The organism is Inquilinus sp., from assembly GCF_039594555.1.
Taxonomy (GTDB): domain Bacteria; phylum Pseudomonadota; class Alphaproteobacteria; order DSM-16000; family Inquilinaceae; genus Inquilinus.
In genome coordinates, this window is sequence record NZ_JBCNNF010000058.1 from 1 (window position 1) to 22,638 (window position 22,638).

General features: G+C 70.8%; 14 protein-coding genes. 4 read left to right on the plus strand and 10 right to left on the minus strand.

Features of this window, described 5'->3' with window-relative positions; all coding sequences use genetic code 11:
- A partial coding sequence (locus ABDW35_RS08950) for an AAA family ATPase (RefSeq protein ID WP_343713511.1) occupies positions 1 to 5,964 on the minus strand: 5,964 nt, incomplete at its 3' end.
- A gap of 192 nt (positions 5,965 to 6,156) precedes the next feature.
- Here ABDW35_RS08950 and ABDW35_RS08955 point away from each other — a divergent pair.
- On the plus strand, positions 6,157 to 6,354 hold the full coding sequence (locus tag ABDW35_RS08955) for a hypothetical protein (protein WP_343713512.1): 198 nt from the start codon (positions 6,157 to 6,159) through the stop codon (positions 6,352 to 6,354).
- A 27-nt stretch (positions 6,355 to 6,381) separates the two neighbouring features.
- On the opposite strand, the gene ABDW35_RS08960 is transcribed toward ABDW35_RS08955, so the two are convergent.
- The 4 genes from ABDW35_RS08960 to ABDW35_RS08975 all read right to left on the minus strand — a co-directional run bounded on the left by ABDW35_RS08960 (position 6,382) and on the right by ABDW35_RS08975 (position 12,897).
- The gene (locus tag ABDW35_RS08960; RefSeq protein ID WP_343713513.1) at positions 6,382 to 7,221 is read right to left on the minus strand and encodes a CoA ester lyase; all 840 of its coding nucleotides are present in this window, start codon (positions 7,219 to 7,221) and stop codon (positions 6,382 to 6,384) included.
- Complete coding sequence (locus ABDW35_RS08965) at positions 7,218 to 8,423, minus strand: CoA transferase (RefSeq protein ID WP_343713514.1); 1,206 nt, start codon at positions 8,421 to 8,423, stop codon at positions 7,218 to 7,220. Before ABDW35_RS08965 ends, ABDW35_RS08960 begins: the two co-directional genes overlap by 4 nt.
- A complete protein-coding gene (locus ABDW35_RS08970) occupies positions 8,420 to 9,169 on the minus strand; it encodes a helix-turn-helix domain-containing protein (RefSeq protein WP_343713515.1) in 750 nt (249 codons plus the stop codon). The genes ABDW35_RS08965 and ABDW35_RS08970 overlap by 4 nt, the downstream gene beginning before the upstream one ends.
- A gap of 302 nt (positions 9,170 to 9,471) precedes the next feature.
- Positions 9,472 to 12,897, minus strand: coding sequence for a M10 family metallopeptidase C-terminal domain-containing protein (locus ABDW35_RS08975; RefSeq protein ID WP_343713516.1), 3,426 nt, complete (start codon positions 12,895 to 12,897; stop codon positions 9,472 to 9,474).
- A gap of 1,045 nt (positions 12,898 to 13,942) precedes the next feature.
- Here ABDW35_RS08975 and ABDW35_RS08980 point away from each other — a divergent pair.
- Both ABDW35_RS08980 and ABDW35_RS08985 read left to right on the plus strand, forming a co-directional pair.
- Positions 13,943 to 15,082, plus strand: a complete 1,140-nt coding sequence (locus ABDW35_RS08980; protein WP_343713517.1) for a ribonucleotide-diphosphate reductase subunit beta — start codon at positions 13,943 to 13,945, stop codon at positions 15,080 to 15,082.
- An 87-nt stretch (positions 15,083 to 15,169) separates the two neighbouring features.
- Positions 15,170 to 16,369 (plus strand): FAD-dependent oxidoreductase, encoded by a 1,200-nt coding sequence (locus ABDW35_RS08985; protein WP_343713518.1) that lies wholly within the window; start codon positions 15,170 to 15,172, stop codon positions 16,367 to 16,369.
- A gap of 3 nt (positions 16,370 to 16,372) precedes the next feature.
- Here ABDW35_RS08985 and ABDW35_RS08990 read toward each other — a convergent pair whose 3' ends face one another.
- The 3 genes from ABDW35_RS08990 to ABDW35_RS09000 all read right to left on the minus strand — a co-directional run bounded on the left by ABDW35_RS08990 (position 16,373) and on the right by ABDW35_RS09000 (position 19,209).
- Complete coding sequence (locus tag ABDW35_RS08990) at positions 16,373 to 17,353, minus strand: amidoligase family protein (protein ID WP_343713519.1); 981 nt, start codon at positions 17,351 to 17,353, stop codon at positions 16,373 to 16,375.
- 8 nt (positions 17,354 to 17,361) lie between these two features.
- Positions 17,362 to 18,153 (minus strand): hypothetical protein, encoded by a 792-nt coding sequence (locus tag ABDW35_RS08995; RefSeq protein ID WP_343713520.1) that lies wholly within the window; start codon positions 18,151 to 18,153, stop codon positions 17,362 to 17,364.
- Between the two features lie 93 nt (positions 18,154 to 18,246).
- Positions 18,247 to 19,209, minus strand: a complete 963-nt coding sequence (locus tag ABDW35_RS09000) for a sugar-binding transcriptional regulator (RefSeq protein ID WP_343713521.1) — start codon at positions 19,207 to 19,209, stop codon at positions 18,247 to 18,249.
- A 225-nt stretch (positions 19,210 to 19,434) separates the two neighbouring features.
- Here ABDW35_RS09000 and ABDW35_RS09005 point away from each other — a divergent pair, with 225 nt between their 5' ends.
- Positions 19,435 to 20,715 (plus strand): L,D-transpeptidase family protein, encoded by a 1,281-nt coding sequence (locus ABDW35_RS09005; RefSeq protein WP_343713522.1) that lies wholly within the window; start codon positions 19,435 to 19,437, stop codon positions 20,713 to 20,715.
- Positions 20,716 to 20,826: 111 nt separating this feature from the next.
- Here the strand turns inward: ABDW35_RS09005 and ABDW35_RS09010 are convergent, their stop codons facing one another.
- Both ABDW35_RS09010 and ABDW35_RS09015 read right to left on the minus strand, forming a co-directional pair.
- The gene (locus ABDW35_RS09010) at positions 20,827 to 21,738 is read right to left on the minus strand and encodes an agmatinase (RefSeq protein ID WP_343713523.1); all 912 of its coding nucleotides are present in this window, start codon (positions 21,736 to 21,738) and stop codon (positions 20,827 to 20,829) included.
- Positions 21,735 to 22,638 (minus strand): sorbosone dehydrogenase family protein (locus ABDW35_RS09015; RefSeq protein ID WP_343713524.1); only part of this gene is annotated, 904 nt, incomplete at its 5' end. The genes ABDW35_RS09010 and ABDW35_RS09015, both read right to left, overlap by 4 nt.

The following is a 22,638-nucleotide window of genomic DNA, read 5'->3' on the forward strand; positions in this document are numbered from 1 at the left end:
CAGCGGCGCCAGCGCGGCGGCCATCTCCGCCAGCCCGTCGATCGGCATGTCGGCATTGGCGCCGGCCTCGATCGCGCTGGCCTGGCGGGCCAGGCGGATCAGCCCCAGCGCGCCGGCGGAGCTGCTCAGGCGGTGCGCCAGCCGGGCCAGGTCGCGGCGGTCGCCGTTTCCGGCCGCGGCGTCGATGGCGCGGACCAGCGGCCGCGACACCCGGTGGAACATCAGCGCCAGCCGCGCCAGTTCGCCGGTGCCGAGGATCTCCTGGCGCTCGGTAAAGAACTCGTCATCCACCAGGGCTGCCGGGCCGTCCGACGGCGCCGGCGGGTCGACCGGCGACCGCGACTCCGAGATCGCGGCCAGCATGCGCTGCAGCACCGCCAGCTGCAGCGGCTTGCCCAGGATCCGCTCGATGCCCGCCAGGGCGCAGCGCTGGCGGCTGCCATCGGTCAGGTCCGCGGTCAGCGCCAGGATCTGCGGCGGCTCATGGTCGCCCGGCAGCGCCCGGATCCGCCGCGTCGCCTCCAGCCCGTCCATGCCGGGCATGTGCAGGTCCATCATGACGACGTCGAAACCGCCGCCCGCCGCCGCCTCGATCGCCGCCTGGCCGCTGTCGGCCAGGGTCACGCGATGGCCCAGCCGGCCCAGCAGGCCGGCGGCCACCGCGCGGTTGATCGGGTCGTCATCCACGACCAGGACCGACAGCACCGGGCCTGCCGCGACCGGCGCGGCGGCCTGCGGCTGCGCGGTGCCCGGCGTCACCGGCACGGCCAGGCGGAAGGTGCTGCCGGCGCCCGGCGCGCTGTCCACCGTCAGGGTGCCGCCCAGCAGGTCGATGATCCGGCGGCAGATCGCCAGCCCCAGCCCGGTGCCGCCATAGCGGCGCGCGATCGAGGAATCGGCCTGGATGAAGTCGCCGAAGATCCGCTCATGCATCTCGGGCGCGATGCCGATGCCGCTGTCCGCCACCGCCATGCGCAGCGTCGACCGCGGCATCGCCCCGGCCATCGGCTCCAGCTCGACCGTCACGGTGATGCCGCCGTCGGCGGTGAATTTGACGGCGTTGCTCAGCAGGTTGATCAGCACGCGGCCGAGGCGGCGCGGGTCGCTGTGCAGGATCGCCTCCGGCGGCGCGTCGATCGACAGGGTCAGCGACAGCCCCTTGGCCGCGACCTGCGGGCGGATCAGCTCGACCGCGTCGGCGACCAGCCGGCGCAGGTCGAAATCGTGCAGGTCGAGCGACTCCTGGCTGTTCTCGAGCCGGGCGTAGTCGAGGATGCCGTCGATCAGGTCCAGCAGCGACCGGCCCGATTCCTCGGCGATCTCCAGATAGCGGCGCTGCTCCTCGGGCAAGGGATCGCGGTCGAGGATCTGCAGCATTCCCAGCACGCCGTTCATCGGCGTCCGGATCTCGTGGCTGACGACCGCAAGGAATCGCGACTTCGCCTCATTGGCGATCTCGGCGGCGCGCCGGGCCCGCCGCGCCTCCCGCTCCTTGGCCACCGCGCGTTTGCGGGCGGTGTCGAGCTCCGCCGTGCGCTCCGTCACCTTCTGCTCGAGTCCTTCATTGGCGCGCAGCAGATCGGTGCGTGCGCCGTCGAGCGCGGTGAACAGCCTCGCATTTGCCAAGGCGATGGCCGCCTGCGCCGCCAGGACCTGCACCACCTCCAGCCGGCGCGGGCTGAAGACGCCGGCGGCGAGGTTGTTCTCGAGATAGATCAGGCCGTCGACCTGGCCGCGCTCATCCAGCGGGGCGCACAGGACCGACGCGACGCGATGGGTGCGGATATAGGGGTCGCGCAAGAACTCGGGCGAATGCTGAGCGTTGTCGAGAACCAGCGCCTCACGGGTCCGCAGCACGTAGGACAGCACCGACTGGGGCACGGCATCGCTGTCCTCCAGCCGGCCCGACCCGTCGCCGCTGAGCAGCGAGACCTCGCGGTTGTGGCCGACGGCCTCGACATGCAGCCCGTCGTCGCGCCGCAGCACCAGGACGCCGTAGGCGGCGCCGGCGCTGTCCTGGATCGCGCCGAGGACCCGCTGCACCAGCTGGCGCAGATCGATCTCGCCGGAGATCGAATGCGCGGCGCGCAGCACGGCCCGGAAGTCGATGTCGTCCTCGCCGGTCGAGCTGTGGGACTCGCGCAGCGATGCCCGCCCGGGCCGCGACCGCACCGCCAGGCGCGGGAACTCCTCCTCCAGCGCGGCGACCTTGGCCGCCGCCCCCCAGTAGCCGTACAGCGTCGCCGCCTCGCGCAGATGGGCCATGCCGGACACCTCATTGCCCAGCCCCAGGCAGAAGCGCCCGGCATATTCGTTGGCCAAGGCGGCATGGTGGGTCAGCTTGCTGGCCTCGGCCCGGCGGATGGTGTCGCCATAGAGGCGCAGCGCGTCGCCGGCCCGGCCCTCGACGCGCGCCAGCTCCGCCTCGACCAGATGGTGCAGGGCGCCGAAATTGTGCGGGTTCTGCTCGCTCCAGCCGCGCAGCCGGTCGCGCAGCGCGGCGAATCCCTCATCCCGGCCGCCGTCCTGCGCCACGGTGGCCAGCAGCAGGAAGGCGACGCCGTCGGCCTCGACCGCCACGCCGGCGACCGCGGCTAGGCTGGCCGCCGTCGGGCCGACGAGGTGCCGGACCAGGTCGGCATCCCGGAACAGCACGGCCAGCTGCAGCCGGCGGATCAGGTAGTTGCCGCGCGCGACGAGGTCCAGCCCATCCAGCCAGGCCTGCTCTTCCGCCTCGCTGCGCACCCGGTCGCGGGCCATGCTGGTGGGGGCCGCCGACGCGCCCATCAGCGCCGCGGCAAAGTCGATCTGCATCCGGCAATGCTCGGCCGCCGTCCGGTTCTTCTCGCCGATCAGGCGCAGATGCTCCTCGCCGATGCGGGCGACCTCGGCCAGCCCGCCGCCGCTGCCCAGCAGGTGGATGACATAGGCGGCGGCGTGATAGGCGCCGAACTGCATGTCGCCCATCTCGAAGCCGGCGCGGATGCCGTCGAGGTTCAGCTGCAGCGCGCCGTCCAGCGGGTGCAGCCAATGCCGCAGGAAATAGGTGTAGACGAAGGTCGTGCTGGCGGTGAGCGGGTGCCCGAGCTTGGCATCGAGAGCGACTGCGGTGCGGGCGAAGGCGTCCGCCGCGACGCTGTCGCCGGTCATCCCCCGCAACGTCAGGGCCAGGGTGACGATGATGCCGGGCGCCAGCGTGTCGCCGCCGTGCTGCAGCATCAGATTGGCGTTGCGCAGCGCCATCAGCGCGAACAGCGCCGGCTGCAGCGTGTTGTGCGCATCCGGCGCCAGGCGGAACAGGATCTGCATCGCCGCCGCCAGGCGCCGGTCCCGCAGGGGTGGCAGGTCCAGCAGCACCTCGGCCGGGCGCCCGGCCATCAGCCGCTGGAACTCGGCGAATTCGGCGCCCACGGCCTCGCCCTGGCGCTCCGCCGTCTCCGGCAGCTCGATCCCGACCAGCCGCAGCGCCCGGCGGCCGACCTCGATCGCCTCGTTCTCCATCAGCCGGGCATCGAGAGAGACCAGCTGCAGCATGGCCAACTGCAGCCGGTGCTCGTCATCCTTGAGCCGCGCGGCCAGCCCTTCGACCTCGCGGTCGAAGGCGGCGTGGTCCTGGGTCAGCATCCGGCACTCGGCCAGCAGCAGCGCCGCCTCGGCTATCTCGGCGTAGTGGGTGTCCCACCGGCCGGGATCGGTCAGGCCCAGCCCGGTCTCGGCATAGTCGCGCGCCGGCCCGAAGGCGGCGGCGGCGCGGGCCTGGCGGGCCGCGATCAGGTTGATCTCGGCGCAGCGCGCCCGCAGCGGCGGATCATCGTCCAGCGATCCCGCGGCGTTCAGATGGCGGGCGATCGCAAACGCGGCGCCGGGCAGTTCGTCGGGGGCCGTGCGTTCCAGCAGCCGCCGCGCGATGCGGCGATGCAGGTCGGCGGGATCGTCGGCAAGGCGATAGGCAGCCTCGCGGATCCGGTCATGGGCGAAGGCGAAGCCGCCCTCGCGCGCCGTCATCAGCCCTTCCGCCACCGCGCCGTCGAGGATGGCGCGCAGCGGCGGTCCGTCGACGTCGAGCACCGCGCCCAGCTCCTCGGCATCGACCTGCATGCCCAGGCAGGCGCTGGTGGTGACCACGCGTCGCAGCTCCGCCGGCAGGTGACCGATGCGGTCGGCCAGGAAGCCGACCACATTGTCGGTGGCCTGCACCGCCGCGATCCGGCCCAGGTCCCAGCGGCCGGAGGAGCCGATCGCCCCAGTGTCGCGCAGATGGCCCAGCAGCTGCCGGGCGAATAGCGGGTTGCCCAGGGTCTTGGCGTGGACCAGCGCGGCCGCGGCGGCGATGTCGCCCGGCTGGCCGCGATAGGCGGTGCCCAGCATCGCCTCGATGTCGTCCGGCGCCAGCGGCTGCAGGTCGATGCGGATCACGCCGCCGAGCTGCGCGTCGAGGGCGCGGAGCGTGTCGTGCAGCGCCTGCCCGGGATCGGCCTCGCCCTCGCGGCAGGTGCCGATCAGCAGCAGCCCGCCGGCGGGCGCGGCACGGCAGATCGGCCCCAGCAGCTCCAGGCTCGCCGCATCGGCCCATTGCAGGTCGTCGACCAGCAGCACCAGCGGATGCTCGGGCGTGGCGAAGACGGCGACCAGGTCCTGCACCGCCTGGGCCAGCCGGTTGCCGGCCTCGGCCGGGCCCAGCGGGGCGGCCGGCGGCTGCGGGCCGATCAGCCGGTCGAGGCCGGGGACGAGCTCCACCAGTGCCCCGGCGCTGCGGCCCAGCCGGTCCAGCAGGGCCGTGCGCCAAGCGGCGACCATGGCGTCGGGCTCGGTCAGCACGCTGCGGACCAGCCCGGCGAAGGCCTGGGCCAGGCCGAGATAGGGCACGTCGCGCTGCTGCTGCTCGAACTTGCCGGCGGCGAAGCGGCCACCTGCCTGGGCCACGCGGTCGCGGATCCCGGCCGCCAGCGCGGTCTTGCCGATGCCGGGCGCGCCCGCGACCAGCACGGCGCCGCTGCGGCCGTCCCGGGCCACCTCGAACGCGTCCTCCAGCATGGCCAGCGGGGCCGCCCGGCCGTAGAGGATCGAATCGCCGAAGAGATCGCCGTCATCCCCGGCGGCGAGGGCGAAGGCGGCGATGCGCCCGGCCTCCGGGCCCGTGGGCTCGAAGCCGGATCGGCAGCGCCCCAGATCGGCCGCCAGGTCGGCGGCGCTGCGGTAGCGCGCCGTCGCATCCTTCATCAGCAGCGCGGCGACGATCTCCGCCAGCACCGGGGGAAAGCCCGGCCGCAGCTCGTCCAGCGGCACGGGGCGCTGGGCCAGATGGGCGTGCAGCAGGTCCAGCCGCTCCTCGCCCAGGAAGGGCGGCCGGCCGGCGAACAGCTGGTACAGGATGGCGCCGAGCGAATAGAGATCGGCGCGGTGGTCGACCGGCCGATTCATCCGCCCCGTCCGCTCCGGGGCGACGGCGGTCAGGTCCAGCACCGTCGGCAGGGCCTCGGCCGGGACGGAGTCGCCGCGGCCCAGCGCCAGGGCTCCGCCGAAATCGATGTAGTTGATCCGGCCGTTTTCCGGGTTGATGACGATGTTGTGGGTGGACAGGTCGCCATGCAGCACGCCGCGCTCATGCACATGGGCGAGGCCAAGCGCCAGGGTCTCGGCCGCCGCGATCCGGCCGGCCAGGTCCGGCGGGGCGGCGGCAATCCATTGGGACAGGGTGATCCCGCCGATATCCTCCAGCACCAGGGCCGGCCCGTCCGGACCGTCGGGCCGGATCCCGACCGGCCGGACGACGAGATCGGAATCGAAGCGCGACAGCATGTCGTGCTCATGGCGCAGCCGGTCGACCAGGCCGACCGCTGTCTCTCCCATCATCTCCTTCAGGATGACCGGACGGCCATCCTCGAGGACGGCGCGGACCACCGTCGTGGTGGAGGTGCGGTGAATGATCTCGCGGCGGCGAAGGCGGTATAGCTCGTCCGGCACGGTTGCGTCTCCCCGGGGGCAGGCCCGCTGTCCCTCGACCCACCCTATAGCAGCTAGCCTTGGCAGCGTCCTGCAGTCCATGGCGCCGGGGTGGCGAGGCGGGCATCGGCCCGCGCCGATTTTCACTGGAGGTGCAGCGGCTTCGGTGCCAAGCTGGTGGCATAGTCCACTGCTTTTCGATGAATCGGAATCATGAGTTCGCTTCGGCCGCAGGCCAATGACAATCGCTGCCCCGAGGATCGCTGCAAACGGCAGATGGACGAGGTGAAGCGCCGCTTCGTCGCCAAGATCGCCTGCGCCGTCGGGGAACAGCCGCCGTCGCATCCCGACGCCTCCCCCGAACCGAACCGTTCCCCGCAGGCTCCGACCTTCGGTGCAGGGCGGTCCTGAACCGCCTCTAGCCCTGGTCCGGCCGGCTTACCGCGCCGCGGCAAGGACGCGCCGGGCCCGCTCCACAATCGGGGCGTCGACGAAACGCCCGTCGACCATGTAGGCGCCCTTGCCCTCGCGCTTGGCCGCCGCATCGGCCTCGATCACCTTGCGGGCCCAGGCCAGCTCCTCCTCGGAGGGGGCGAAGGCTTCGTTCAGGATCGGCACCACGGCCGGGTGGATGCAGCTGGCGCCGTCGAAGCCGAAGGCGCGGGCCTCGCGCGCGGCCGCAATCATGCCCTCGATATCGCGGAAATCGGCGACCGAGCGCAGCAGGCCGTAGGAGCGCAGCCCCGCCGCCTTGGCGGCGTAGTGGAGCAGCAGCTTCGGCAGCCGCAGCGTCTCCGGCGTCGGCACCGCGCCGGTGGCGGTGGCGAAATCCTCCCCGCCAAGGGCGAGGGCGACAATGCGGGGCGCCACGGCGATGGCGCGGGCGTCCAGCAGAGCCGCCGGATCCTCGATCAGGGGAATGAACTCCATCGGGGCACGACCGAGCTTGCGCTCGATGGGCTCGATCCGACCGGCCAGCTCGGCCAACTCCGCCGCGGCGGCCGCCTTCGCCACCATCAGCCCGGCGGCGCCGGCGCGGCAGGCGGCCTCGGCGTCGAGGAAGCGCAGCTCCAGCTCGGCGTTGATCCGGACATAGACCACGGCGCCGGACTGGCCGGCCTGGGCGACGCTTTCCGCAAGTGCATCCCGCGCCGCCGCCTTGCGCGACGGCGCGACGGCGTCCTCGAGGTCGAGGATCACCGCGTCGGCGCCGCGGGTGTGGGCCTTCTCGATGAAGCGCGGCTCGGAGGCCGGGACGTAGAGCAGCGAGCGGATCACGGGGCGTCTCCCTTGCCGGCCTGCAGGCCTCGGGCGATCTCGGCCTTCAGCTCCTCGGTGTGTTCGCCGAGGGTGGGGGCGGGGCGGCGCAGCCCGCCCGGCGTGCCGGACAGGCGCGGCAGCACGGCGTGCATCGGCAGCGAGCCGTTGTCCGCATCCTCGACCTCGACGATCACGCCGCGCTCGCGGATATGCGGGTCGGCGGCAATATCGGCGGTGTCATAGACCGGCCCGACTGTGGCCCCGGCGTCGCGCATCACCTGCAGCGCCGTCTCGCGGTCGCGCTCGGCGAACCAGGCGCCGACGGCCTGGTCGACCAGGTCGCGGTGCTTCACCCGCGCGGCGTTGCTGGAAAAGCGCGGGTCGGTCTTCATGTCCGGCCGGCCGATGATGTCGAAGATGCGCATGGCGATCACCTGCATCGACCCCGACAGCGCGACATAGTGGCCGTCGCCGCAGCGATAGACGTTGCGCGGCGACGAGGTGTTGGAGGCGCTGCCAGTGCGCTGCTTGACCTTGCCGGTGACCCGGTGGATCGCGGCCTCTGGGCCCAGCACGGCGACCATCGGCTCCAGCAGCGACAGGTCGATCACCTGGCCCCGCGACAGTCCCTTCTCGCGGGCCAGCAGCGCCATGGTCACGGCTTGCGCCCCGGTCATGCCGGCGATCATGTCGGCCAGCGCCAGCGGCGGCAGCACCGGCTCGCGGTCGGGGAAGCCGGTGCGGGCGGCGAAGCCGCTCATCGCCTCGACCAGCGTGCCGAAACCCGGATAGGCGGCATAGGGCCCGGTCTGGCCGAAGCCGGAGATCCGGACCACGATCAGGTCGGGGTTGAGCTCGAGGAGGCGTTCCGGCGCGATGCCCATGGATTCGAGCGTGCCGGGGCGGAAATTCTCGATGAAGACGTCGGCCGTCCTCACCAGCGCCAGCAGTGCGCCCATGTCGGCCGCCTCGCGCAGGTTCAGCACCATCGACCGCTTGTTGCGGGCATAGACCTTCCAGTGCAGCGACTGGCCGTCATCGGTCCAGTCGCGCAGCGGGTCGCCCTGCGGCGGCTCGATCTTGATCACGTCGGCGCCGAAATCGGCGAGCTGCAGCGACAGCATGTTGCCGGCCACCAGCCGGGACAGGTCGAGGACGCGGACGCCGAACAGGGGGCCCTGCAGCGTCGGGTCGAAGCGGATCGGCTGTTCGGTCGTCATGCGCTCCTCCCGGGGCGGCTTCGTCTGGCGAGGTCGGCCGAGATCGCCTGCGCGCCGTCCAGCACGGCCCGGGTGATCTTCGGCAGGTTGGCGACGACCCGTGGATGCGGGCCGGAGATGTTGAGGGCGGCGACGGCCCGGCCGGTGCCGTCGAGGATCGGCGCGGCGACGCCGGAAGCGCCTTCCACCACGCCCTGGGGGTTGAAGTAAAAGCCGTCGCGCGCGGCGGCTTCGGTGCGGGCCCGCAGCTCGCGCCGCTGGCCGGGATGCAGGCCCAGGCGGCCGCAATAGGCTGTCAGCTCCGCAGCCGCCAGCCGGGCCAGCAGCACCACGCCGCTCGACACCTGGTGCGGGATGCGGGTGGGGCCGATGTTGCGGTCGTACCGGATCTCCCGGTCCGGCAGCAGCTTGTTCAGGTAGCGGATCTCGTCGCCATCCAGGACCGCGACGAAGACGCTTTCGCCTGACTCCTCCACCGCGCGGGCCAGATGCGGCGCGGCCAGGCGCAGCAGGATCGCCCAGGCCTCGCGGCCGTCCGGGCGGTCGCCGGGCAGGCGGACCAAGCGGTAGCGGCCGTCGGCCAGCCGCTCGGCATAGCCGCGCTCCACCAGAAGACGCAGCAGCAGCAGGGTGCTGCTCTTCGGCAGGTTCAGCGTCTGCGCGGCATCCGCCAGCGCCGCCGGCTCGGCCCGTGCCGCGAGCCATTCCAGAAGATCGAGGATGCGCTCCGCGCCCCTGCCGCTCACGTCCCGGGTCTCCTATCAATCGTTCAATATATTGAACGCATTCCTTATTTTGAATCTATGGGGCGAAACAATGGGCTGTCAACCGGCTCTCCCGGGCCCGGACGGGTCTTCAGAAACCGCGATGCCGACCGCGCAATGGCTTGGTCTGCCGGGCAGTAAACATCCTGGCGAGATCGCCTGGGCGTACTTTGCCGACCGCGAAAACGCAAGGAGGCGGCGGTTTTCACCGCCGCCTCCCGCATTCTGTGCCGGCATTCCGTGAGGCCTTCGGTCCTCACCGGATGCCGGCTGTCCGGCTGGTATCAGAGCACCAGGTCGGCCACGGCCAGGGCGATGTTGGCCCGCAACATGATGTGGAAGTCCGACACGCCGTCGCCGTCGACGTCGCCTGCAATGGTGGTCGTGCCCGACGACAGATGGGCGAAGCGCAGCTCGCCGGCATGGTGCGAGTACAGCCCCGTGCCGATGAAGGTGAACGCCTGGTCGCCCGCCGTGCCGGTATCGGCATCGATGCCCGAGAGGTCGATCCGATCGCCTTGCCCGTGGTTGAAATCGCCGATCTGATCGGCCTGGGAGCCGACGACACTGTCGCCGACGGCCGAGAAGACGAAGCGATCGGCCCCGGCACCGCCGAACAGGACATCCATCCCGCCGCTGCCGTTGAGGGTGTCGTTCCCCTCATAGCCCCAGAGGACGTTCTTGCCGGCATCGCCGGTGAGCGTGTCGCCGGCCGTGCCGCCGGCAACCCGCTCAATGCCGACATAGGTGTCGCCCTCGGCGTCGCCGCCATGGCCGGTCCCGGCCCCCAGATCGACCGTCACCGCGCTGGTGGCGCCGAGATAGCTGACCCGGTCGATGCCGTCGCCGCCGTCGAGATGGTCTGCGCCGGCGCCCCCCTTCAGCACGTCGTCGCCGGCGCGGCCGTAGAGGGTGTCGTTCCCGGTCCCGCCGTCAAGCGTGTCGTTCCCGGCCACGCCGATGTTCGGCATCACCGGCGGGGGCGGGGTGACGGAGACGTTCAGTTCGTAGGAGCCGCCGTTCGGCACTGTCTGCTCCGGCTCGCCGGAGTCGTTGTCGTAATGGCCGACCACGATGTAGTAGGTGCCGGTCTCGGCGACCTTGAAGCTGAGGGCTGAGTCGGTCCGGACGCTCGATCCCGGGTCGTTACCGGCGTCGTCATTCTCGGCGAGCACGGTGCCGTCGGCCCGCGTCAGCCAGATGTAGCTGTCGTCCAGCCCGCCCGCGGTATGGTCGAGATCGAGGGTGATCACCGTGCCGGCATTGACCGTCAGCTTGTAGTAGCCGCCCTGGCCGTTGCCGGTGGCGGTCACCGTCGAATGCGCCAGGGTGGTCGCGTCGACGATGTCGGGATCGGCGGCCAGTGAGAAGTTGGCGGTCAGGTCGAAGGCGGCCGCGATCGAGTTGTTGGTCGCGCCCGTCCCCAGCGCGGCATAGCCGGTGCCGGTGCCGACGCCGGTCACCGGGAAGGGGATGAAGTCGCCGTCGAGCGTGTCGTTGCCGGCGCCGCCCTTGAGGGTGTCGTCACCGCCCTGGCCGATCAGCCGGTTGTCGCCGGCATCGCCGGTGAGGGTGTCGTTGTGGCCGGAGCCGGCCAGGCCCTCGATCGAGATGAAGATCTCCTCATGCGAGGCGGCGTTGCCGAGAGAGACGTTGACCCCCGTGGTGCTGCCGTAATAGGCCGCCATGTCCTGGCCGGCGCCGCCATCCAGCGTGTCCTTGCCGCCGCCGCCGGCGAGGGTGTCGTCACCCGCTGCGCCCGACAGCACGTTGACGCCGGTGTTGCCGATCAGGGTGTCGGCGAATTTGGAGCCGATCACGTTCTCGATGTTCACCAGCTTGTCGAACTGGTGCGTGGTCGTGGTGTCGCCCTCGCCGTCGCCGCCGCTGGCGGTGCCGGTCTGCAGGTTGACGGTCACGCCCTCGGTCGCCGGCGTCCGCGGCGGGCCGAACATCGGTTGGCGCTCGTCCAGCGTGTAGTCGGCCGTGTCGATGCCGTCGCCGCCGTCGAGATAGTCGGCGCCGGCACCGCCGATCAGCCGGTCGTCGCCGGCCTCGCCGCTCAGCACGTCGCCGTCGCGCGCTCCCTCCAGCACGTCGTCGCCATTACCGCCGCTGAGGACGTCGCCGCCGCCGAGGCCGAGGAAGTAGTTGTTGGCATCGTTGCCGATGAAGCGGTCGATGCGGTCGTCCGATCCGATCAGGTTCTCGACGCTGAAGAAGGTGTCGCCGGAGGCGGTGCCGCCGCTGGCGACATTGGTCACCAGGTTGACCAGCAGCTGGAACGGGCTCTCCAGGCTGAAATCGACCGTGTCGTTGCCGTCGCCGCCGCGGAAGACATCGACGCCGTCCATGCCACGCATGATGTCGTCACCGGCGCCGCCGTCGAGGATGTCGTTGCCCTTGCCGCCTTCGATGATGTCGTTGCCGTCCTCGCCATACAGCGTGTCGGCGCCGTCGCGGCTGTCGGGGCCGGTGATGATCGGCAGGGTGTTGTTGCGGTCCCGGCTGTCATTGGTGTCGGCACCGCCGACGATGATGTCGTTGCCGGCGCCGCCATGGATCTCGTCGGCGCCGTTGCCGCCGTCGATCCGGTCGTCGCCGCCGCCGCCCAGCAGCAGGTTGTCGCCGTCATTGCCGATGATGATATCGAGGAAGTCGCTGCCGACGCCCTTCTCGATGTAGTACTCGGTCGCGTCGGCGTTGTGGCCGTCGAAGATGGCGACGTTGTTGGTATGGCCGTTGACGCTGGAGAAGCGGCCCTCGCGCAGGTCGAGGATGGTGCTGGTGGTCGAGCCGGAGAAATCGACCGTGTCGTAGCCGCCGGTGTCGTGGATGACGAAGCCGATGTCGTGGGTCGCGCCGGTCGCCGTCAGCGTGTAGCCGAGCCGGGTGCTGCCGAAGCCGTAGACGTCGTCGCCGGTGTTGAGCTGGATGTCCTCATAGGTGCGGACGCCGTTGGTCACGATGGAGAAATAGTGCCGGATCACCGCCTCGATATCGGCGATGCCGGGGGTAGTGTTGGTCCATGCCGTGGTGCCGCCGATGTCGATATTGTCGAAATACGACATCACCGAATATTGCTGGTTGTCGTAGACCCATTTGGCATCGTTGTAATAGGTAATCTGCGGGCCGCCCGGACCGCCGTAATTGTAGAAGCCCGGGTGGTTCAGGCCCCATTCATGGCCGAATTCATGGATGAAGGTGTTGAAGATATAGCCGCCGACCTCGGTCTTGTCCGGCTCGGTGTCGTGGAAGCGCTGCCCGACACTGACATAGCGGCCCGAGGAATAGGCGCTGCCATCGTCCCGCTGCCCGACCTCCGGGCTGACGACGCGGAGGTAGTCGGTGCTGGCGTTGTAGGCCCGGTCGTCGACGATGGTGAACTGCAGCGGCGTCACCGCCGACCACATCTGCAGCGCGCCGATGGCCGCTTCCTTGTAGTCGGGATGCGCGTTCAGCCCGAACAGGTTCACCACGATCGGGTCGTGGGCCATCTCGGGCGTCAGCGGGCGCTGCAGGGCTCCCAGATAGTCGAGGAAGGTCTCGTAGTTGGTGTCCTTGTTATACGGATTGTCCGGAGTCTGATCGATGTTCTGCCAGTTCTGCAGGTCCTCCGGGCTGATCGTGAAGGTCCCGGCTGCCGCATCCGCTCCTCCGACCGGAGTCGAATGCACCTGCTGGTAGCCCATCTGGCACAGGATGCACATCTGTTCCCCCTATCAATGTTGGTCCTGGCTGGAGCCCGACGGGCTGCACGCCTCCGGCAACGGGTCGAATCCCCGCCGCGGATGCAGTGGCAGCTCCGATCGTGATCTCAGCGTGCGTGGGTCGGGTTTCGTCGGTTGCCGGCGGCGGATTTCGTCCGCCGCTTGCGCTCAGCGCATCCGCATCGCATCCGGCATTTCACCTATGGACATCGGCCCCGGCGCGGCCTTGGTCGCGGCGGGGATGACACATCGCCAGTCGGGAGAGACTTAGGCACCAGTATAGGGCGCCGCGGAGATCCCGACGGGGAAAGGATGATCATGGTTGTCGATGTCCCCCTGTTGCGGTCCGCTATCCGCCGAGACATTGGGCCGGGGAAACATGCTGCCTCACCGGTCCGACCGCGCGGCCATTACTTGACGGGCGCCGATCGTCACGGCGCACATCCTGGCTTTTCTGCCCCCGGAACCGGAGGCAGCGTGCGATTCAAAAACTCGACTGTTCTGCGTACCTCTGGCCGTCATCCTTCGGCAATGTAGCGGCCGCCGCAATCAAAAAAGCTCTCACTCCTGGTTGTTTCGGCAGGTTTCGTTGGGGCGCGCGCAGGCGTCCCCGCCAGGGGAGGGCAGATATTGCCGGAGCGACCGGCAATCTGTGCAGGAGATTATCTGAAATTATCCTCAAAATCGCTGAATGCGACGACCGCGTCGTCCGATGAAGCTGCGGCCCGGCCGATATGACCTACTTTTCTCTTGCAACCCACCGATGCAGGTTCGGCGCCGGCAGGTTCCGGCCAAGCCAGGCGAGGCGGCGAAAGAGTTCGCAGGCAAGCGGGCAGGCATTCGGCGCGGATCGGTTAGGCCACAGTCGGTCGGTGTCGGCGAGCCTCTGGCCACAACATAGCGCAACGTCTTGCTGCCGGTGCCCCATATCTTGTATGGTCTCCGACCCCGTACCCGGCCGAGATTCGCCGCCATGCCGCCTTCCGCGCACGGTCCGCGTTCCTCGCCTTCCCTCCATCGCGGTGAGCCGAGAAAGACCACGCCCATGACCATGCTCGACTGGTCCGACACCCCTGCCGCCGCGCCGGTCCGGACGCCGCGGGTGGACGCGCCCGCCGGCGGCCTCGCGGGCGACGCCACCGGCCTGGGCGCCATCGACCGGTCCGGCGGCCGGGTCAGCATCGACGACAAGGCGATGATCAACTGCCGTGCCGACGTCAACCAGCTGCTGCCGATGAAGTACCGCTGGGCGTGGGAGAAGTACCTGGCCGGCTGCAACAACCACTGGATGCCGACCGAGGTCTCAATGCAGGCCGACATCGCGCTGTGGAAGTCGCGCGACGGGCTGACCGAGGATGAACGCCGGGCGGTGAAGCGCAATCTCGGCTTCTTCGCCGCCTCCGAATCGCTGGTCGCCAACAACATCGTGCTGGCGATCTACCGCCACCTGACCAACCCGGAATGCCGCCAGTACCTGCTGCGCCAGGCCTTCGAGGAGGCGGTGCACACCCACACCTTCCAGTACGTCGTCGACAGCCTGGGCCTGGATGAGGGCGAGCTGTTCAACATGTATCGCGAGGTGCCGTCGATCACCGACAAGGCGGCCTGGGCGATCCGCTACACCCAGAACCTGTCCGACCCGTCCTTCCAGACCGGCACGTCCACGGCGGACCAGGCGTTCCTGCGCGACCTCGTCGCCTTCTACGTCGTGTTCGAGGGGATGTGGTTCTACACCGGCTTCGCCCAGATCCTGTCGCTGGGCCGGCGCAACAAGATGGTCGGCATCGCCGAGCAGTACCAGTACATCCTGCGCGATGAGTCGATTCACCTGAACTTCGGCATCGACGTCATCAACCAGATCAAGATCGAGAACCCGCATCTCTGGACGCCCGCATTCCAGGAGGAACTGCGGCGGATGCTGGCCGAGGCGGCGGAGCTGGAGGCGGCGTATGGCCGGGACACCATGCCCCGCGGCTTCCTCGGCCTGAACGCGGCGCTGTGCGAGCAGTACATGCATGTCATCGCCAACCGCCGCTGCGCCCAGCTGGGCCTGGCCCCGGTCTTTGCCGAGGCCGAGAACCCGTTCCCCTGGATGTCCGAGGCGATGGATCTGAAGAAGGAGAAGAACTTCTTCGAGACCCGGGTGATCGAGTACCAGAACGGGGGCGCGCTGAGCTGGGATTGAGCCCCGGCGCCGTTCAGCCGAAGGACGGCATTGCCCCGGATCCCCGCCGGCCCTAGCGTCCGGGATCGGCCGATGGGGGAGGGCGGGATGCAGCGGATCCTGATCCTGGGCGCGGGGTTCGCCGGGCTGTGGGCCGCGGCCGGCGCGGCGCGGGCGCTCGACACCTTCGGCGTCGGTCTCGACCGGGTCGAGGTGACGCTGGTCAACCGCGACGCCTGGCATTGCATCCGCGTCCGCAACTACGAGGCGGATCTCGACGCGGTCCGCGTGCCCCTGGCCGCGGTGCTGGACCCGATCGGCGTCCGCCTGGTCGAAGGCGAGGTGACGGGCATCGATGTCGCGCAGCGCCGAGTGCAATGCGCCACAGCGGGGCAGGGGACGACGCTGCCCTATGATCGCCTCGTCTTCGCGCTCGGCAGCGGCCTCGCCCGGCCGGCGATCCCCGGGCTGGCCGAGCATGGCTTCGACATCGACACCTTCGCCGGCGCCCGCCGTCTCGCCGACCATCTGGCTGGGCTGGGCGGGCGGCCGGCGTCGCCGGGTCGCGACACCGTGCTCGTCGTCGGCGCCGGCCTGACCGGGATCGAGGCCGCGACCGAGATGGTGGGCCGGATCGGGCCGGCGGGCCGGGTGATCCTGGCCGACCATGCGCCGCAGGTCGGCTCCGACATGGGCGGGAGCGCCCGGCCGGTGATCGAGGCGGCCCTGGCCGCGCTCGGGGTCGAGACCCGGATGAGCGTGTCGGTCGCGGCGGTGGATGCCGGCGGCGCGGCGCTGTCGACCGGCGAGGCCATTCCGGCCGCGACCGTGATCTGGTGTGCCGGCATGCGGGCCAGCCCGCTGACGGCCGAGTTCCCGGTGGAGCGCGACCGGCTGGGCCGGCTGCCGGTCGATCCGACGATGAAGATCGTCGGCCTCGAGGCGGAATTCGCCGTCGGCGATTCGGCGCGGGCGATGGTCGACGACGGCCACGCCTCGGTGATGTCCTGCCAGCACAGCCGGCCGATGGGCCGCTTCGGCGGCCACAATACGGCGGCCGACCTGTTGGGCCGGCCGATGCTGCCGCTGCGGATCGACTGGTACACCACCATCCTCGACCTCGGTTCCTGGGGTGCCGTCTATACCGAGGGCTGGGACCGGCAGGTGGTGACGCAGGGGCCGGCGGCGAAGCAGACCAAGCAGATCATCAACCGCCAGCGCATCTACCCGCCGCTGACCGGCGACCGTCGCGCCATCCTTGACGCGGCCGCCCCGGTCGTCCAGGCCCCGCCGCAGCGGTTCCGCTGACGGTCAGGCGGTGGCGCGGCGGATCAGGCCTTCGAACAGCTCGGCATGGGCGACGATTTCGCCGGCGTCCAGCGTCGGCGGCAGGATGCGCACCTCGAAGGTGGTCTTCTCCGGCCGGCCGGTCAGCAGGTTCAGGATGTTGAAGTCGCAGTACTTCGTCGCCCCGGCCTCGATCAGCCGCGCCGCCGCCTCGGGCCAGGGCAGGGCGGCGAAGCCGTCGGCGAAGGCCGCCTCCAGCAGCTCGCGGGAATGGGGGCCGAGGCGCCGGCAGCGCGGGTTGGTCCGGCAGACGCGCCGCAGCTCTGGCCCGTGCTCGGCCAGGATCCGCAGCAGGGCCTGCAGCGCCGCGGCGTCCTGCAGCGGCCTGCCGTCGAAATGCAGATGCACCGCGCCTTCGTCCGGCAGGCCGAAGCCGAGGTCGCGGGCCGGGGCCAGCAGCGCCTCCACCACCCTTTCGTGATCCGCCGCGATCGGCGGGGTGATGATCTCGCAGGGCCGCTCGCGCTCGCCGGGCAGCGGGGCGGCGAGGGCGATGGTCGCGCCCTCGGCGTCGGACAGGCGGTGGATGCCGCCCTCCTTCAGCTCGACGGCGCCGCCGAACACCGGCAGCGCGGCATCCAGCACCGTCCCCAGCGGCGCTTCGGGATCGCAGTGGCGGGCCAGCAGCCGGGCGAAGCGCGCATCATCGGCGGCGATGCGGTACCAGCCGGGCTTCGGCGCCGCCTGGGCGGCCAGGTCGTTGCGCAGCGTCAGGTCGTCGACGAAGCGCGCCACCGGCGCCCCGGCCGCGTCGGCCACGGCGAAGCCGAGGGTCAGGGTCTCGAACACCGGCACGCCGGGCACTAGGCTGGGCTCGGCCTGCGGATGGAAGATCCGCCGCGCCCGCCCGCCGCGCCGGGCGGCGACCCGCTCCCCCAGGTCGCGGCGCGAGCCGCCGGGCGGCGCCAGCAGTTCGATCTCGACGCCGATGGTCCAGCGCGGCAAGCGGCGCCTCAGCCCGCCCGGGCGATGGCGGCACGCACGGCGGCGGCCTTGCCGTCGACCAGTGCCTGGGCGATGGTCTCTCGCGCCGCCGCGTCGGTCAGCTTCTCGGCCCTGGCATAGCGCGCGATCTCGTCCTCGCTGAACGACTCCTCCGCCGGGCACAGGGTCGGGTTGCCCGCATTCTCCTCGCGCGCCTGTTTAACCCAGCCCGCGACGATGTCGCCGTCGCCGCGCCGCAGCTTCTCGCCGGCAGTGCTGATCCGCTCCTTGATGAAGCGGTCGCCGAAGGCCTGCTGCATCAGCCGGGCATCGCACATGGTGTAGCCGGCCTCGGCATAGGCATTCTCGTTCGGGCCCGGCGCGGCCGGCTTGTCGCTGGCCGTGGCGATGGCGTCGCGGATGCTGTCGGCATAGCCGTCGATCAGGTTCTCCGACATCTTCCGCTTCGCTTCCGAGGTGGGGATGTCCCAGTACTTGGCGAACAGGGCGATGTCCTCGGCGCCATAGAACTCCTCGGCCGGGCACAGGCTCAGATCGCCGTTGTTCAGCCGGCGGCCGCGGGCGATCGATTTGCGGACGTAGTCCACCTCCCCCTTGCCCAGCTGCAGCGCCGCGCTCGCGATCGTCTGCTCGACGCTGCCGTCGCCCTGGGATTTCTGCATCAGCCGGGCGTCGCACAGGGTGAAGCCGGCCTTGACGAAGGTTTCCTGCGGCGTCGCCGCCGCCTGGGCCGCGCCGGACGCCAGCAGGGCCAGGCCGCTGGCCGTCAGCACCAGCGTCGCGCTCACGGGTCTGCTCATGACTGCAATCTCCCCCACATCGAATCGAAGGGGATTGGGCTGGGGTATTACGGCGAATTTGGGACGACGGTCTCAGCGCTCTCGGGCAGGGGCTCAGCCCAGCGACACCAGAGCCGAGGCCGCGGTCTCGTCGGTGATCAGCCCCTGCAGCAGGCCGCGGGTCAGCACCGCGTGGATCGCCGGCACCTTGACCGCGCCGCCGGCGATGGCGACGGCCGGACGCCGGGCCACGGCATCGAGCGGCAGGCCGATCACCCGGTCGCGCAGCGGCGAGGGCAGGACCTGGCCCTTGGCGTCCAGGAAATTGCCCAGCACCTCGCCGATGGCGCCGGCTTGGCGCAGCGTCTCGTATTCGGCCCGGCTGATCACCTTGTCCTGCAGCACCGGCGCGCTGTCGTCGAGCTGGCCGATGCCGATCAGGATAGCGTCGGCCCGCGCCGCCAGTGCCATGATCTCGCGGAACGGCTTCTGCTCCTCCAGCACCCGGCGATCCTCGGCGCTCTCGGCGATCAGCGGCGCCGGCATCAGGAAGCGCTGTGCCCCCAGCCGGTCGCCCAGCCGCATCACCACGTCGAACGGGTTGTAGGAGGAATCGCGGGCGATGTTGCCGGTGACCGACACCACCTGGTGCTGCGGCCGGGGCGACGACGCCATCTCCTCCACCGCCGCGCGCACGCTGCGGCCGTTGCCGACGCCGATCACCAGCGGCTTGTCGGTGTCGACCAGCCGCTCGATCCAGGTGGCCCCGGCGATCGCCAGGGCCGGCAGGTTCGGGCGGGCGGGGGCCACCGGGTCGGCGGGCACCACCTCGCAGAAGCGCAAGCCATGGCGGCGAGCGATGCGCTCGCCCAGCTCCATGCAGGCGGCGATCGGGTGGTCGATGCGCACCTTGACCATGCCCTCCTGCGCGGCGAAGGCCAGCAGGCGCTGCGCCGCCATGCGCGAGACGTTGAGGCGCCGGGCGATCTCGTCCTGGGTCAGGCCCGCGACATAGGACAGCCAGGCCGCCCGTGCCGCCTGGTCCCGCTTCCTCTCCGCCTGGTCCATTCCCGGCATCAGCCGCGCTCCGCCTTCGCCCTTCTGCAACATCTCCCCCGAACGGGGCATCCGGCGCAACGGTGGCGTGCAGCGATTGCGGTTTGCCGGACGGACCGCTGCGACGATCATATCCGCTCCCGCCCGTGTCGAAAGGCTTGACCGCGACGCGGCGGGACGGTCGATTGCGGCCGGGACGCGTGTGTGGGGCCCGGCCCGGAAGTCCGGCGGGCGAGGAAGGGGCAGATGATGATTCGGTGGGCCTTGGTTCTGGCGCTGGCGCTGGCGCCGCACGTCGCCACGGCCGCGACCAAGCCGACCCCGGTGCCGCCGGAGGACAAGGCGCATATGCTGCTGCGCCAGGCGCTGGAAAAGGCGGAGGCCGAACTGGCCGCGGCGCCGTCGGCCATCCCGTTCAGCTCCGCCCTCAAGCCCGCCGCGGTGGATCCGCGCGTGCCGTTGCTGCGCGAGCGGCTGGACGCCATGGGCGTGACGGCCCCCGAGGCGGAGGCCCCGATCGTCGCCGCGCCTGCCATGGTCATCCCGGCCGTGGTCCAGCCTGGGACGATGCCGGCCGAGGCGACCCCGACGGCGGCGGTGACGGTGACCGAGCCGGAGCTGATCGGCCCGGTGGCGCCGGCTACCCTGGTCTATGACGAGGCGCTGGCCCAGCGGGTCAAGGCGCTGCAGCTGAGCTGGGGGCTGCGCGACGACGGCGTCGTCGGCCGCCGCACCTTCCGGGCGCTGAACTTCACCCCGGCCGACCGGGCCGAGGCGCTGCGCCAGACCCTGGCCCGCTACCAGGCGCCGCCCGCGCGCGGCAAGTCGATCACGGTCAACGTGCCGACCGCCGAGATCATCGCGTTTGAGAACGGGGTCGAGGTGCTGCGCACCCGCGCCGTGGTCGGGTCGCCGCTGACCCAGACGCCGATGATCCAGTCCAACATGATCGCGGTGAAGTACAACCCGGACTGGACGGTGCCGCCCGGCCTGACCAAGAAGTACAAGGCCTTCATGGCCGCCGGCCAGTATACCGAGATGCGCAAGCACGGCGTGGTGGTGAAGACGCCGGAGGGCCAGACCTTCGACCCGGCGCAGGTTCAGCCGGACATGGTCGGCACCATGGGCTGGAAGTTCTGGCAGCCGCCGGGCGACGACAACGCGCTGGGCCTGCTGAAGTTCGAGCTCGACAACGACCAGGCGATCTACCTGCACGACACCAACAACCGGAAGCTGTTCGCCACCGACAACCGGGCGGTGTCCAACGGCTGCATCCGGGTCGAGAACTATCTCGGCCTGGCCGCCTGGGTGCTGGGCACCGACATCGCCGGGGTCGAGGCCGGGATCGCTACCGGCACGACGCATTTCGCCCGGGTGCCGGGCCGCATCCCGGTGCGGATGACCTATTACATGGCCTATCCCGACGCCACCGGCGGCATCCGCTACGGCGAGGATTTCTACAATATGGCCCAGGGCGGCTGGGGCGGGGACCTGCCAAGCCCTCCGCCCCTCCGTGCTCAGAGGTAGACGTCGGTCGCGCGCAGCGATGCCTTCGACCCGGATCGCGAAATCCGCCGTCTTGTCGCCGTTGAGATCGCCCTCCACCAGGAGCGCCTCGCCCGCGCGGCGCGAACGGGTTCAGCCCTGCCGGACGACGGCGCCGATCGCGTTGACGAGAAGGCGCGCGGCGGTGAGGGCCGACAGGCCGCCGGCATCCGCGGGGGGATAGAGCTCGACCAGGTCGAAGCCGGCGATCCGCGCCCGACGGCCGAGGCCCGCGATCAGGTCGATCGCCTGGGTGAAGCTGAGGCCGCCCGGCGTCCGCGCCGCCACGCCCGGCATGATGCCGGGGTCGAGGCCGTCGCAATCCAGGGTGACGACGACCCTCGCGCCCTCCGGGATGTGCCGCAGCGCCGCCTCGACGCCCTGCGCGTGGACCTCGCGGGCGGTCACGAAGCGGCTGCCGTAGCGCCTGGCCGCCTCGATCTCCTCCGCCCGCGCGCTGCCGACCGAGCGCAGGCCGACCTGCACCATTCCGGCGACATGCGCCATCTCGCTGGCGCGGCGCATCGGGCTGGAATAGCCGCGGCGCTCGCCATGCCGTTCGTCGCGCCAGTCGATATGGGCATCGATCTGCAAGATCCAGACCGGCCCGTGGCCGGCGAAGCCGGCCAGGAAGGGGATGACGAGGGAATCGTCGCCGCCGAGCAGCATCGGCACGGCACCCAACGCCAGCACCTGGCGCGTCCGCGCCTCGATCCGGGCCCGGTTCCCGTCATTGTCGCGCATCGCCGTCGGGATGTTGCCGATATCGATGCAGCAGGCCGGCCCGCCGTCGAACAGCGGGCCACCGAGATCGAAATCCCAATGCCCGACGAGATCCGCGTCCTCCTGGCTGGCGGCGCGGATGACGTCGGGCGCGAGGGCATGGCCGCTGCTGTCCGCGCCAGGATAGGTGGTGCCATGCCCGGCCCCGAACAGCACGATCCGAGGGCTGCGGCCGCCCGGGAGGCGGTCGGGAAAGCCGAGGAAGCCGGGCGCGGCGGTCACGAGGCCCCCGTGACCCGCCAGATCACGTCGCCGACATCGTCCGCCATCAACAGCGACTTGCCGTCCGGGCCGATCGTCACCCCCACTGGCCGGCCATAGGAGACGCGCTCATCGGGCGACAGGAAGCCGGTCAGGATGTCGCGCACCGGCCCGGCGGGACGGCCGTTCTCGAACGGCACGAAGACGAGCTTGTAGCCGCTCAGCTTGCTGCGGTTCCAGGACCCGTGCTGGCCGATCGCCATGCCGTCCGGGAAGCCGGGCAGGGTGCCGGCCGGAACCCAGCACAGCCCCAGCGATGCGGTGTGCCCGCCGAGGGCGAAATCCGGGGTGATGGCCGAGGCGACCAGCGCCGGGTCCTGTGGCACCCGGTCGTCGACGATCCGGTTCCAGTAGCAATAGGGCCAGCCGTAGAAGCCGCCGTCGCGCACCGATGTCAGATAGTCGGGCGGTGTCTCGTCGCCCAGCCCGTCGCGCTCGTTCACCACGGTCCACAGCGACCCCGTCGTCGGCTCCCACGCCATGCCGACGGGGTTGCGCAGGCCCCCGGCGAAGATGCGGACCCGGCCGGTCTCGAGATCCAGCTCGTGGATGGCGGCGCGGCCTTCCTCCGCCGCCATGCCGTGCTCCGCGATGTTGCTGAGCGAGCCGACCCCGACATACAGCTTCCGCCCGTCGGGGCTCGCCAGCAGGCTGCGCGTCCAGTGTCCGCCGGGCTTGAACTCCGCCAGCTTTCGCCCCGCCGCGTCGATGCGGGTGTCGCCGGGCGCGTAGGGGAAGGCCACCACGCCGTCGGTGTTGCCGACATAGAGCGTGTCGCCGAGCAGTGCCATGCCGAAAGGCTGGTTCAGCCCGCTGAGGAACACCTCGCGGGTCTCGGCGACGCCGTCGCCGTCGGCGTCG